This is a genomic window from Sinorhizobium sp. CB7, from assembly GCF_041357635.1.
Lineage (GTDB): Bacteria > Pseudomonadota > Alphaproteobacteria > Rhizobiales > Rhizobiaceae > Rhizobium.
In genome coordinates this window covers 22,423-35,633 of the sequence record NZ_JAULLL010000027.1, presented here as the reverse complement: position 1 = coordinate 35,633, position 13,211 = coordinate 22,423, and the positions used below count along the sequence as shown (strand labels likewise).

12 protein-coding genes are annotated in these 13,211 nt (G+C 61.9%); 7 read left to right on the top strand and 5 right to left on the bottom strand.

Going from position 1 to position 13,211, the window contains the following annotated elements; genetic code table 11:
- Positions 1-198: 198 nt before the first annotated feature.
- A complete protein-coding gene (locus tag AAE029_RS32935) occupies positions 199-1,596 on the top strand; it encodes a PLP-dependent aminotransferase family protein (RefSeq protein ID WP_371077141.1) in 1,398 nt (465 codons plus the stop codon).
- Positions 1,597-1,600: 4 nt separating this feature from the next.
- Positions 1,601-2,893 (top strand): NAD(P)/FAD-dependent oxidoreductase, encoded by a 1,293-nt coding sequence (locus AAE029_RS32930; protein ID WP_371077140.1) that lies wholly within the window; start codon positions 1,601-1,603, stop codon positions 2,891-2,893.
- Between the two features lie 161 nt (positions 2,894-3,054).
- Here AAE029_RS32930 and AAE029_RS32925 read toward each other — a convergent pair whose 3' ends face one another.
- Complete coding sequence (locus AAE029_RS32925) at positions 3,055-3,276, bottom strand: DUF1127 domain-containing protein (protein WP_371077139.1); 222 nt, start codon at positions 3,274-3,276, stop codon at positions 3,055-3,057.
- A gap of 138 nt (positions 3,277-3,414) precedes the next feature.
- Here AAE029_RS32925 and AAE029_RS32920 point away from each other — a divergent pair, with 138 nt between their 5' ends.
- The gene (locus tag AAE029_RS32920; RefSeq protein WP_371077138.1) at positions 3,415-4,299 is read left to right on the top strand and encodes a LysR family transcriptional regulator; all 885 of its coding nucleotides are present in this window, start codon (positions 3,415-3,417) and stop codon (positions 4,297-4,299) included.
- Between the two features lie 30 nt (positions 4,300-4,329).
- Here the strand turns inward: AAE029_RS32920 and AAE029_RS32915 are convergent, their stop codons facing one another.
- Both AAE029_RS32915 and AAE029_RS32910 read right to left on the bottom strand, forming a co-directional pair.
- The gene (locus tag AAE029_RS32915) at positions 4,330-5,253 is read right to left on the bottom strand and encodes an alpha/beta hydrolase (RefSeq protein ID WP_371077179.1); all 924 of its coding nucleotides are present in this window, start codon (positions 5,251-5,253) and stop codon (positions 4,330-4,332) included.
- Between the two features lie 568 nt (positions 5,254-5,821).
- Positions 5,822-6,898, bottom strand: a complete 1,077-nt coding sequence (locus AAE029_RS32910) for a class I SAM-dependent methyltransferase (protein WP_371077137.1) — start codon at positions 6,896-6,898, stop codon at positions 5,822-5,824.
- 190 nt (positions 6,899-7,088) lie between these two features.
- Here AAE029_RS32910 and AAE029_RS32905 point away from each other — a divergent pair, with 190 nt between their 5' ends.
- The 3 genes from AAE029_RS32905 (at position 7,089) to AAE029_RS32895 (ending at position 10,441) form a co-directional block, all read left to right on the top strand.
- Entirely contained in the window at positions 7,089-8,138 is a 1,050-nt protein-coding gene (locus AAE029_RS32905) for a GlxA family transcriptional regulator (protein WP_371077136.1), read from the top strand.
- Between the two features lie 746 nt (positions 8,139-8,884).
- The gene (locus AAE029_RS32900) at positions 8,885-9,754 is read left to right on the top strand and encodes a ketose-bisphosphate aldolase (protein WP_371077135.1); all 870 of its coding nucleotides are present in this window, start codon (positions 8,885-8,887) and stop codon (positions 9,752-9,754) included.
- A gap of 183 nt (positions 9,755-9,937) precedes the next feature.
- Positions 9,938-10,441, top strand: coding sequence for a GNAT family N-acetyltransferase (locus AAE029_RS32895; protein ID WP_371077134.1), 504 nt, complete (start codon positions 9,938-9,940; stop codon positions 10,439-10,441).
- A 30-nt stretch (positions 10,442-10,471) separates the two neighbouring features.
- Here the strand turns inward: AAE029_RS32895 and AAE029_RS32890 are convergent, their stop codons facing one another.
- Together AAE029_RS32890 and AAE029_RS32885 are read right to left on the bottom strand one after the other, a co-directional pair.
- A complete protein-coding gene (locus AAE029_RS32890) occupies positions 10,472-11,545 on the bottom strand; it encodes a D-alanine--D-alanine ligase family protein (RefSeq protein WP_371077133.1) in 1,074 nt (357 codons plus the stop codon).
- Positions 11,546-11,579: 34 nt separating this feature from the next.
- Complete coding sequence (locus AAE029_RS32885) at positions 11,580-12,194, bottom strand: C39 family peptidase (RefSeq protein ID WP_371077132.1); 615 nt, start codon at positions 12,192-12,194, stop codon at positions 11,580-11,582.
- A 125-nt stretch (positions 12,195-12,319) separates the two neighbouring features.
- Between AAE029_RS32885 and AAE029_RS32880 the strand changes: the two genes are divergently transcribed.
- The gene (locus tag AAE029_RS32880) at positions 12,320-13,210 is read left to right on the top strand and encodes a LysR family transcriptional regulator (RefSeq protein ID WP_371077131.1); all 891 of its coding nucleotides are present in this window, start codon (positions 12,320-12,322) and stop codon (positions 13,208-13,210) included.
- The last annotated feature ends 1 nt before the right edge of the window (position 13,211 follow it).

The following is a 13,211-nucleotide window of genomic DNA, read 5'->3' as shown; positions in this document are numbered from 1 at the left end:
TCTCGATGCACACTCATATTGTCTCGGTCTTCTTCCGATTGTCAAGCCACACAAACTATTTTGCACGGCAATAGCGGATAACTCTCGAAAATGCGGAAAATACGTGCTACGCAACACAAATTGAGGCTAAGTATCGAAAATTCGTGGCCAATGGCGATACGAAAGCCGTTCTGATTGTAAGCATCCAGCGGGAATTGTATGCCTGAAAGATCGGAAGTGAACCAGACAAATGTGGAACGGGAAACGCGGATCCCGGCCTATCTGGAGCTCGCGGGCGAGCTGGAGGCAAAGATCCGCTCGGGCGCCTTGCCTCCAGGCAGCCAGTTGCCGCCGCAGCGTGACCTCGCAAGAGAGCGGTCCCTGAACGTCTCGACCGTCACGCGCGCCTATCGCGAATTGCAGAACCTCAACTTGGTCATGGGGAGCACGCGTCGCGGCACGATCGTCATGGGGGACGGCGCCATGCCGCGCGTCGACCGGGCGACGACACCCGCCGGCATCATCGATCTGACGGTCAATCGGCCGGCGGTCGACGATTTCCAGCAACGGCTCGCGCAGTCCCTGCCGGATCTGCCCTCTGATCGCCGCTTCCGCCAGATGCAGGAATATCAGCCGCCGGAAGGACCGGCCTGGGCGCGCGCTGCGGGACGAAAATGGATTTCCCTTAACGGCTTCGATCCCTCGGAAGACGACATCGTGGTAACAAGCGGCGCCCAGCATGCGCTGCTCGCGGTCATCAGCAGCCTGATCGAGCCGGGCGACACCATCGTCTGTGATCGCCTGACCTATTACGGCCTCGTCGCACTGGCGCAGATGTTCCGTTTCCGGATCATCGGCATTGGAAGTGACGATCAGGGCATGTCCGCCGAAGAGCTTGACGCGGTCTGCAGCCGGGAGACTGTCAAGGCCGTCTTTACAGTCCCTTCAATGCACAATCCGACGACCGTCACGATGAGCGAAGCGCGCAGGCGCGAGCTGGTCGAAATAGCCGAACGGCACGATCTCGTCATCATCGAGGACGATGTCTATGGGCCGATGCTTGGTACGCGCGCAAGCGCCTTGATTACCCTTGCGCCGGCCAGGACCTATCATATTTCCGCGCTCTCCAAGGCGCTCGCGCCGGGTCTGCGGGTCGGTTACCTCACCTGCCCTCCCGGGCGGGCAGTCCTGTCGGCCGAGGCCGTACGCACCACGGCCTGGATGCCTTCCCCGCTGCCGCTGCTCCTTGCGACCCGCTGGATCGAGGACGGCACGGCCGACGCAATCCTCAAGGCCCAGCTTGCAGAGCTGCGCGCCCGCCATTCGATCGTGACCACGATCCTCGCCGGCCATTCCTTCTCCGCCGATCCGCGCTGCATGTTTTTCTGGCTGAGACTGCCGGCCCCCTGGCGCTGTGAGGATTTTGCCGCAAATCTCCGCGCACACGGCGTCTCGGTCATGCCCGCGACCGCTTTTGCCAGTGACCGTCAGCCGGTCGAGCACGCCGTCCGTGTCAATATCGGCTGCGCATCCTCGCGAGACGAATTGGCAACGGCGTTGCGCATCATCGCCGCCACGCTCAGCGACCGGCCGCGCGCTCTGGCCGGCCTGGTTTAGGCCGATGAACAGGTCGCTTCCCGCGCTTGAACCCGTGCCCGATACCGAACGCCGGCACGTCGCCGTCGTTGGCGCGGGGCTTGTCGGTCTCTGCTCCGCCCTCTGGTTGCAGAAGGCAGGACATAGGGTCACGATCATCGATCCCGAACCGCCATTGGAGGGTGCACCTTACCGGCAGGCCTGTTCCTACGGCAATGCCTGCACCTTCGCACCGCATGGCGTCGTTCCCGTTGCAACGCCCGGCATTGCGTGGCGTGTGCCCGGCATGCTGCTCAATCCTCTCGGTCCGCTGGCAATCGTCTGGCGCTATCTGCCGCAACTGGCACCCTGGTTGGGGGCGTTCCTCGCATCGAGCGGGAAGAGCGAGGTCGAGCGCATTGCCGGCACCCTGGCGTCCCTTCTCGCTTTTTCCGATGCCGCATGGCAGCCTCTCATCGCGCGGGCAGGAGCCGGGCACCTCAAGCGACAGACGGGCTGCCTCTATCTCTATAAGACTGAGGCGCAATATCGCGCCGCCGAAGCGGAGAACGGCCTGCGCCAGCATCACGGTGTAACGATGGACCGGCTCGACAAGGAGGCGATCCGGAGCCTGGAACCCAATCTCGCTCCCGTCTACGATAAGGGTGTGCTGTTCCGCGATGCCTATATATTTTCCAGCCCCAGACAGCTTGCAATTGCGCTCGCGCAAGCACTGATCGAGGGCGGCGGCAATGTCCTGTGCGGCGAAGTCAAGACGATCGCGACACGCAACGGCGGTGTCGGCCTTTCTGTCGCGGGCAATGAGATCCGCGCCGACCACGCCGTCGTCGCTGCGGGCGCGCATTCGCGCAAGTTGACGGATCGAATCGGCGATCACGTCCTCCTCGATACGGAGCGCGGGTACCATGTCCTGTTCCCGCAATCCGGCGCCCTGCTGTCGCGCCCGGTCTGCTATCCGGAGCATGGCTTCTACATGGTTCCGATGGCGGACGGATTGCGCGCGGCGGGAACGGTCGAGCTCGGCGGCCTCGCCGCACCCTTGAACCCCCGGCGCACCGCCGTAATCCGTGAAGGCGTCCGCAAACTCCTACCCATGGCCGGGGGAGCGACGGACGAGTGGCTGGGCTCCCGGCCGTCGATGCCGGATTCGCTGCCGGTCATTGGCGAGTCCCGCAAATCATCCCGCATCACCTATGCGTTCGGCCACGGCCATCTGGGACTGACACTTTCGGCTTTGACCGGATACCTGGTTTGCCAGCTCGTATCCGGATATCGGCCGACGATCGATCTGCACCCCTTCCGCCCGGACCGGTTTTGAGGCACCGAACCACCGTCGCGCTTCAGTTTCAGTCAGCTCGCTGAAAGTCCTGCCCCGTCAAAACGGGAAGAGGGAACGATCGAGCAAGCGGCGAACTCGCCTTCTCCCCGCCGGGGAGAAGGGGGATCGATTCCCCCTTCACCGCTGCCGCAGCCCCCATTTCAATCATGCCAGAACCACGACTTGGACGTCTCCGCCTTCACGTCGTCCCGGGTCAATCCGACGTCGCGGAGCTGGTCCTCGGACAATTCCAGAAGCCTGAGGCGGCTTCGCCTTTTCTGGGTCCAATACTGAAGCGCGACCGCCATGTCGCGCAGCAGATCTCTTGCTTCCCGTACGATGTCCCGAACGAATTTCGGTCGCTCCTGAGCTTGCATCGCCATCACATCTTCACCTGTCTGCCGTTGCGAACTTCCCGCAGCGATTTTCGCTGGGCCGCCTGAGCACCCACGAAGAATGCGCTGGTCGCTAAGCCAAGAGAAGATTATGTTCCTTATGCAAACCATAAGGAATTCTTTTGCATGCTCAACCTCGACCAGCTATCGGCCTTCGTCAGCGTGGTCGATCTCGGAAGTTTCACCGCCGCAGCGGACAAGGCGGGGTTGACGCAGCCAGCCGTGAGCCTGCAGGTGAAACTCCTCGAACGGCGGCTGGGTGTTCGGCTGATCGAGCGCGTGGGTCGACGCGCCCAGCCCTCTGCGGCCGGCGCCGAACTGCTCGTTCATGCGCGCCAGATTCTTCAGGAGTGCGCCGCCGCCGAAGAGGCGGTCGCTCCTTACCGTGAAGGAGCGGTCGGCCGCGTGCGCATCGGCAGCGGCGGCACAGCTTCCATCCATCTGCTGCCGCGCGCGATCGCGGTGGCGAAGAAGCGCATGCCCGGCCTCGAAATCACGGTGAGCATCGGAAACATCGACGAGATACTGCGCGATCTCGAAGCCAACGCGCTTGACCTGGCAGTGGTTGCCCTCCCCGCTGTGGGTCGATCGCTTGAGGTCGAACCCTTTTATGAGGATGAACTGCTCGCGGTCGCACCAAAAGGAAGTCTCATGCCCGCGGGAGGGCCGGACGCCGAATTTCTGCGCGACAAGGTGCTGATGCTCTACAAAGGCGGCAACACCCGTCAGACGACGGACGCGTGGTTTTCGGCGGCAGGGATCCGCCTGAAACCCGTGATGGAGTTCGAAAGCGTCGAGGCGATCAAGGAACTGGTCGCCGCGGGCCTCGGGTGGTCGGTGCTTCCCGGACTGGCGCTGCAGCGCGATCGGGCGAGCTTCCTGACAACCTCGCCGGTAAGGCCGAAGCTCGTGCGCCAGCTCGGCATGGTCCTGCGCCGGGACAAGTATCTGACCAGAGGCCTGCGGGAGGTGATGAAGTGCCTGCGCGAGTTCAAGGATGACATCCCGTAAGAGCGGCTCAGCGCTTCGGGCCCGCCCTCCTCAGGATACCGCGACGGACGCCGATGCATGCCTCTCGTGCTCAAAATGCCCGTCCATGAATCGTCCCGCATGCGCCAGAGCCCGCCGTCCGGCCTCAAGCCGCGCGTTCCAGAGTGGCCAAGCGTGGATCATGTGCGGCCAGATCTCCAGCGTGACCGCTACGTCCGCCTCTCCCGCAGCAGCGGTAAACCGCGTCGCATCCGCAAGCAGCGTCTCGTCCGAACCCACCTGGATGAGGAGCGGCGGCAGGCCTTTCAGATCGGCATAAAGTGGCGAGACGCGCGGGTCCCTGCGGTCGATCTCGGGCGGAAGATAGGCATCGACCAGCTCGTGGAGATAACCTCCGTGAATGAGCGGATCGATCGAGTCTTTCGTGGCCAATGTCATGCCTGACAATGTCAGATCGGTCCAGGGCGATAGCAGCCAGCCACAGGCCGGCAATGCTTCCCCGGCATCTCGCAGCATGGTGATCAGAGCGAGCGTAATCCCGCCGCCGGCGCTGTCCCCGCCCACAGCGATATCGCCTGCCGCAAAGCCCTGTTCGCGTAGGAAACGCCAGGCCGCCATGGCATCTTCGAGGGCCGCGGGAAACGGATTTTCCGGTGCGAGCCGATATCCCACGGCGAGCGTCCGCACACGCGCTGCCCGGCCGGCCTCCGTCACCAGGCGGCGATGGCTGACGATCGAGCCCGAACAATAACCGCCGCCGTGAAAGAACATGAGGGCGCGGGACGGGTCGCTTCCCGGCGCGATCGACCATTCCGCGGAAATCCCGCCGAAATCCGCCTGCTCGAGCCGGATATCGTCGGCAACCGGCCAGACCGCTCCGACCTCCTCTATCCGCCGTCGTCGTTCGGCCCATCCGACGGGTCTGGGTTTGGATGTCAGCAGGGTTCTGATGGCATCGATTTCGCGTTCCTCCACCATCTTGATCTCCACATAAGCCACGTGAGGTTATTGCTGGATTTTCATCGATGCGGATGCGATCGCCGGACGCATTACAGGGCACGTCCGCAAGTTTCTCTCTGGGACCGGCGGCCTGTTAAATGGCCGCGTCAGCTCCGCCGCTAGAATAGGCGCGACGCGCTCAAGTTGCAAGGAGCGACATTTTCGCCCAACCCCTCCAGCGGACATCGAGTACGCCGAAGCACCCCCTCACCCTGCCCTCTCCCCGAGGGGAGAGGGAGCGATCGAGCAAGCCGCAAACTCCCCTTCTCCCCGGCGGGGAGAAGGTGGCCCGAAGGGTCGGATGAGGGGGTCGCCCCATGGCAGATGTCCGATTTAAACCATCGGACTTGCTGAGAATTTTGCCCCTCACCCTAACCCTCTCCCCGTCAAAACGGGGAGAGGGAACGATCGAGCAAGCGGCGAACTGTCACCCATGTAACCGGTCCGTCCTGTCACCTATCTATCCGGTTTAAACGGTCGTCCCCTCTCCCCGCGCGCGGGGAGAGGGTTAGGGTGAGGGGCTATCTCGAAGCTGGAAGATCTCTCAGAGCCGCGCCTCGAGGATCAGGTTGAACGGCGTCTCGAACGCGCGGCGGAAACGCGTGAAGCCGGCCTTGCGGAAGACGTCCGCCAGGCGTGCTTCGCCGGCCTGCGCGCCAAGCACCAGACGACCGCCCTCGGAGATCGCATGCGCGCAGCAGATGGTTGTCGAAGCAGCGTAGTAGATCCTGGCGACGGGCGAAATATTGTCTTCGACCCGGTCATTGGCGAAGGGCTCCACCAGCAATACCGTGCCGTCTGGCGCAATCGCGCTTGCCGCATGGCGCGCCGCGGCGACCGGATCGCCCATGTCGTGCAGGCAATCGAAGAAGCAGATCAGGTCGTAGCCGGCGCCCGGGTAGTCGTCGGCCCGTGCTGTCGCGAAGGTTGCTCTGTCACCGAGGCCGGCATCTGCGGCGATCTTTCGCGCCTCGGTCAAGGATTGCGGATGCGCGTCGAAACCGCGGAATTGCGAAGCCGGAAAGGCTCCGGCCATGAGCACCGTCGAATGCCCGTGACCGCAGCCGATATCGGCGACGAGCGCCCCTGCGCGCAGTTTCTCGACGACCCCATCGAGTGCGGGCAGCCATTCCGGGACCAGGCTTGCCTTATAGGCATTGCGGTAGAAGGCTGCGACCCCGCAATAGAGCCGCCCGTCATGGCCGCCCCAGGGAATGCCCTTGCCGGTGCGGAAAGCCTCCACGGCCTTTTCTTCGTCCGCCCACATCGAGGCGGGAACGGCCCAGGCGTTGGGGATGAAGACGGGGCTGTCCTCGTCGGCAAGCACAAGGGCCTGCTCCGGCGTCAGCTCATAGGTATCGCTGATCGCGTGATAGATGACGTAGCCGCCCGCAGCCTGCGAGCCCAGCCATTCGCGCACATAGCGTTCGGCGCAGCCTGTGCGGCTCGCGAGCGCACGTGACGTTAGCGGGCCGGCCCCGGCCATCGCCCTGTAGAGGCCGAGCCGGTTGCCGAGGCTCACCATTACGCCGCCGTAGCCGGCCGAGAGGTCTCCGACCGCACGCGCAAGCAGCGCGTCGAGTTTTTCGGAGTCGATTGTGCTGGTTCGGGCCTGATCCATGTCCATGTCTCCTGTTCAAGCACCTGCGGGATGAAACGTTGCGAGCATCGCAGCTATGGTGCATGAGCGGCAGAGCTGGACTGTCCAGAATCGGGCTGTTTGCGCCACACGATACCGAAATGCGGGATATGGAACGTCCGTGCTGTCGGCGTTATTCTCGCCTCTCCAAGGTGTTCGACAGGGGGTCGAAATGCCGCTTCACACTGCCCGGACCGGATCGGAGCCGCTCCATGTCAGCCTCGTCGCCATTCCCGAGGCCGTGGTGTCGACGCTGACCGGCATCTTCGACGTGATGAATGCTTTCGCCGTGATCCCCTCGCCCGGCCACGCATCGTCCTCTGCGCCGCCCTTTCGCGTGGAGATCGTCGGGCTGCAGCCGGGCCCGCTCGAGCTCGCGAGCCGCGTTCCGGTGACGGTCCAGCGCAGCATCGCAACGCTTGATGCGACCGACATCGTCATCGTCCCCTCGATCCTGCTTGGACCGGACGGCTGGCAAAAGGGCAGCCATCCGGAACTGGTCGAATGGTTCGCCGCCATGCATCGGCGCGGCGCGCTTCTCTGCTCAGCCTGCTCCGGCATCTTCCTGCTTGCCGAGACGGGGCTCTTCGACGGCGTGGATGCGACGGTGCATTTCGGCTACGCCGGAGCCTTCGCGGCCGCCTTTCCGCAGGTGCCGATCCACCCCGAGCGCGTCCTGGTTGTCTCTGGAAGGCATGAGGAACTGATCAGTTCCGGCGCCTCCATGACCTGGCACGATCTCGTGCTCTACCTCATCGGCCGCCATGCCGGCGCCACGGCGGCACAGGCCATCGCACGCTTCTTCGCGCTGCAATGGCATCAGGATGGGCTTGCCCCCTACATGGTCTTCGAGGGGCGCAACGATCATGGCGACCTCGCAATCCAGGCCGCCCAGGACTGGATCGCCACGCATTTCGCGGTCGCCAATCCGCTGGAGGAGATGATCCGGCGCACCGGGCTTACCGAGCGCACCTTCAAGCGGCGCTTCACGGCCGCAACCGGCCTCAGCCCGATCGCCTATGTGCAGCGCCTCAGGATCGAGGACGCCAAGCGCCGGTTGGAGCGAACGGAAGCCCCGGTCGACGAGATCAGCTGGCAGGTCGGCTACGAGGAGCCCGCCTTTTTCCGCCGCCTTTTCAGGCGCGTCACGGGTCTGGCGCCGGGAAACTACCGCCGGCGCTTCAGGATTCCCGATTACGCGCAACCGCGACGGAAGGATTAGATGTGGAGCCTCAAAAAGTCGATCGCGTTAATGGGCGAGATAGGGGTTTTCCATAAAGGCGAGTGGGTGGCATATGGGATAACTCCCGCCAATCCACGATCTCATTGATGGTTGTCTGGCGCGGACGGCTCCCCAACCTCCCTCCTTCCTGTGCTTGTCACAGGAATCCAGCCGCCGTGCGTCTGCACGGCGAAAAGACTCTTGTCGAATGATGGTGTCAATTGCTGAGAGCCTTTGTTTGACTTCGCTGTCATACTGGTCCTCGGGTAACCCGAGGGTGACCGAGGGTGAGAAGACAGCAGGGGCAACTCACCCTCACATGTCCCTCCATCTGCCGGCATCGCGAAAAGGCGAGTCTCCCGCGCCGTGGACACGGCGCTGCTGGATCCCTGTGACAAGCACAGGGAAGAGGGCGTGTGGAGAGGCGTCAACGCCAGACAACAATCCCCGAGACCTGTTGCAAGCGACGCTTTCCAATTGAATCTCCACGGCTGACCTGACTTGATGAGGGTGGAGAGAGCACAGTCCGTTGGTGACTGCGGGAGCCAGATGACGTTGGAGCCACTCTGCGTCAAATCGGGCCAGCCGTTGAACATCGAAGCCAGGAGGCTAGATAACTCCAGCGGAATTCAGATCTGCCGCGACGCACAGGGCGCGGCTGCCAGTCCCGTTCGCCCTTGGGCCAACCCCCTCGAAATTAGATGCCGGCGAAGTGAATCGATGATTTATCAAATGGAGCCACCCCCATGAAAACATTTCGCGAAATTCTTCAGAAGGCCCAGTCCGACGGCGTGGCGATCGGCCATTTCAATGTCGCCGATCTCACGTTGATAAAGGCTGTTTTTAATGCAGCACATGAGCTGCAGGTTCCGGTCGTGGTCGGCGCCTCCGAGGGAGAACGAAATTTCTTCGGAACAAGACAACTGGCCGCTGTCGTCAGAAGCATCAGGGATGAATTCGATTGGCCGATTTTCCTGAACGCTGACCACACGCATTCATTGGCGAGTGCTCTCGAGGCCGCCAAGGCCGGTTTCGATTCCGTGGTCTTCGATTTATCCGCCCTGCCATTCGAAGAGAATATCAGGAAAACCAGGGAAGCCATCGAGGCACTCAAGTCCATAAACCCGGCAATTCTGGTTGAGGGTGAGATCGGCGATATCGGGACAGGCTCGGAAATTCATCAGGAAATCAACACGTCCGACCCGATCCTGACCACCGCTTCGGAGGCACGGCATTTTGTCGAAGCCACCGGTATCGATGTTCTCGCGCCCGCCGTCGGAAACGCCCATGGCATGCTTCAGAGCATGGTGGACGGGGCGACGAAAAAGCATCTCCGGATTGATCGCATTCGGGAAATCAAAGCGGCAACCAACGTCTTTCTGACCCTGCATGGGGGCTCGGGAACAGCGGATGCCGACCTGAAGCATTCGATAGAAGCCGGCATCAACATCGTGCACATCAACACGGAGCTGCGGATCGCCTGGCGGCGTGGGCTCGAGGAAGAACTGGAGAAACGGAAGTCCGAAGTGGTTCCTTACAAGATACTGCCGGCTGCCGTTGCCTCGGTGCAGGATGTCGTGCGCTCAAGGCTCAAGCTCTTCAATAACCTGCAGTAGGATGTCGGTTCCTGTCAGAATAATTACCCGACTCATCTTGAAAGCGTCGTTCGAGCAGAATGATGCTCAGCGAGCTTTCCTGTCACAGGACTGTGATAAGGATGCACCTGGGTTATACTTGAACAAGCCTTCATTTCCCTTTTCGCTCCGGCGTTTCAACTCACCTTTTCAAAGAGAGATCTGATGACTGTCATACAAACCCTTGAGACCGAGCGATTATTCCTTCGCCCTCCCCGGATGGAAGACTGGCCCGAATATGCCGAGCTGATGCGCTCCGAACGCGCGATCTACATGGGCGGCCCGCATGCCACCAAAGCCGCCTGGGGCATGTTCTGCCACGACATGGCTCTGTGGACGCTCATGGGACACGGCGCATTGATGATGGAGGACCGCAATACCGGCCTGTGTCTCGGTCAGGTTGGCATCAATCACGGACCGCTCTTTCCTGAACATGAATTGGGTTGGTTCGTTTATCCCGACGCCGAGGGAAAGGGCTACGCCTACGAAGCGGCAGGGGCGTTGCGGGACTGGGCCTTCAAAGTGCGTCGCCTTGCGACCCTCGTCAGCTATATCCACCCTGACAACATCCGGTCCCGAAGGCTGGCGGAGCGGCTGGGTGCTAAGTTGGATGCGACAGCACCTCGCGAAGATCCCGCCGATCTGGTTTTCAGGTACCCTGAACCGTGAGACTGCGATGGTCTCACGTCGCCGTTTGGCCTAAAGCCGCCCCGCCCGCGCCATCCCGTGTTCCACGAGTTTGTCGATGAGTTCCGGATAGCTGACGCCGCTTGCGGCCATTGCCTTCGGATACATGCTGATGTTGGTGAAGCCCGGTATGGTGTTGACCTCGTTGATAAGGAACGTCATGTCCGCAGCGAGGAAGAAATCGACACGCGCCATGCCATCGCAGCCCAAAGCCCTGAATGCCCGCGCTGCCGTCTCCCGGATCCGCGCCTCGACATCCTCAGGCAGTTCCGCGGGCACCTTCAGCGCCGCGCCGTCCTCGTCGATATATTTTGCGTCATAGCTGTAGAAGCCATGGCTTTCGGCCGGAATGATCTCTCCTGGACGGGAGACGAAGAGCCCGCCCTTGGTATCCTCCAGCACGCTGCATTCGATCTCGCGTCCCGGGACGAATTCCTCCGCCAGCAGCTTGCGGTCATGCTTGAAGCCCTCGGCGAGCGCCGGCGCAAATTCCTGGCTCCCCGATACCTTTCTGACACCGACGGACGAGCCTTGCCGGGCGGGCTTGATGAAAAGCGGCAGCCCGAGCTCGCCTTCCAGGGCGGCAAGCGTGGGCGCGGTGCCCTCATGGATCGTCACGGACCGCGCGACCCGCAGCCCGGCAGCCCTCAGCAGCTGCTTGGCGATATCCTTGTCCAGCGCAGTCGCCGAGCCGAGAATGCCGCAGCCGGCAAGCGGCACGCGCGCAACTTCCGCAAGCCCCTGCACGGAGCCGTCCTCGCCATGAAGGCCGTGCAGCACCGGAAACAGAATGTCGATGCTGCCGGCATCGCTCATCTTGCCTTCCGGCGAAATCGCGACCATCCGCCCCCGTCCGCCCGGAACGAGGCAGATTTGCGTGCCCGTCGAAGGTTGCGCAAGCGCGCCATCCTCGAAGCGGCTCAACAGCCATTGTCCGTCGCGGGTGACGAAGACCGGAACGGCATCGTATTTCGCGGGCTCGAGCGCGCGCATGACGTTGGTCGCCGAAAGCACCGAAACCTCGTGTTCGGTCGAACGGCCGCCGAAGAGCACGGCAATGCGCAGTCTGTTCGAGGAAGTGGCCATGGAAACCTCCGAAATGATCTGGTGTTGAAAAGGGTCAGAAATCGATAGCGATGCCGCGATTGGCAAAGAAGCGATCGAAGGTGGTAAGCGGCAGCGCGACGTCCGCCTGGCTCGCCTGGTCGTGACCGGATGGGTTATGGAAGCGGATCGTCTCCGGGGAGGCTGCCGTCACCAGCACCAGATGCCCGCCCTTCGATGGCGGCTCGCGCTCCGGCCAGCGGATTGAGTGATGCACCGAGGCGATGAAAAACCGCCGCTTGGCGAGAAGTTCGGGAATGGTGGCCGTATCGACATTCGTCAACGTCTCGGCGCCGAGCCCGAACCTTTCGCTGACGAACTTGACGAAGGGTGCGTAGATCAGCCCCTTGATCGAGGCGTCGATCTCGTTGACGACATAGCCGCCATAGGCGGTACAGGCGCGGGCAAGTTCGAGCGTCGGATGGATTTCACCGCGCGCGGCAAGGATCATCTTCAGGCAGGCCATGCCGCAGACATTGACGGTCCAGCGTGCATATTCCTCGATCGTCTCCGCACCGGAATTGCGCCACAGCGGATCGCGCGTGAGCGCCGATGGACCCTCTGCCAAGAGCGGCAGCGTCATGTCAGGCGTTTCCCACTGGCTGAAATAAGGCACCTTTGTCTGCTGCATCGATATCCCATCATCTTGGCCGCTCGCTGAAATCTTCCTACGGCGACTTTCTCTTTAGGTCCACTTAATTAAAATGAAACCATAGGTTAGTATTTGTGGCTGATTGATGATGTGAGGGATCCGGCTTGGATTTTCTGAGGTTGCGGACGCTTCGCGAACTGGCTCGCCGTGGAACCATGGCCGCGGTCGCCGATGCGCTCTCTATTTCATCATCCGCCGTTTCTCAACAGATCGCCCAATTGGAAGATGAGATCGGGACAGCACTCGTCGAGCGGCGCGGTCGAGGCGTGCAGTTGACACCGGTCGGGCAGCGGCTGGTCGTGCACGCAGACAGAATATTCGGCATTGTCGAGGAAGCCAAAACGGATATCGCTGAACTGCGGAATGTCATCGCGGGCGATTTAAGGATTGCCGCCCTGCCCTCCGCAGCTTCGTCCTTCATTCCTGCGGCAATGAGACAACTCGCAATCGACCACCCGCGGCTGGACATCACGATTACGACGATGGGACCCGTCGAAGCGCTGGCAGCGCTCAGAGCATGGCAGGCGGACATCCTCGTGATCGACGACATATCGATCAATCCACACGCCCTGGACGATGCTGTTGACACACTGTTTCTGTGCCAGGACGAGCTCTATGTGCTTTTGCCGCCTGGTCACGGCTTGGCGGGAGAGGCTGCAGTCAGTCTTGGCCAACTGAAGGACGATCATTGGGCATTGACCGTTGCTGCCAGTCCCTATTCAAAGGCAATCCGCCAGGCATGCAATGCTGCTGGCTTTGAACCAATGATAAACGGGTTCAGCGACAACTTCGAAGTCGTTCTTGCTCTCGTTGAAGCGGCTTGCTCGATTTCCGTGATGCCTCGACTGGCGCTTAGAAATTTCGCTGGAACTCTGATTGCAAAGCCCCTGGCCCCACGCATTCAACGCGGGATCTATGGTGTCACGCGACAGAGCGAGGGCCGCAATCCCAAGATCGCGGCAGTGCTCGATCAGCTTGTGAAAAGCGCTCCATAGG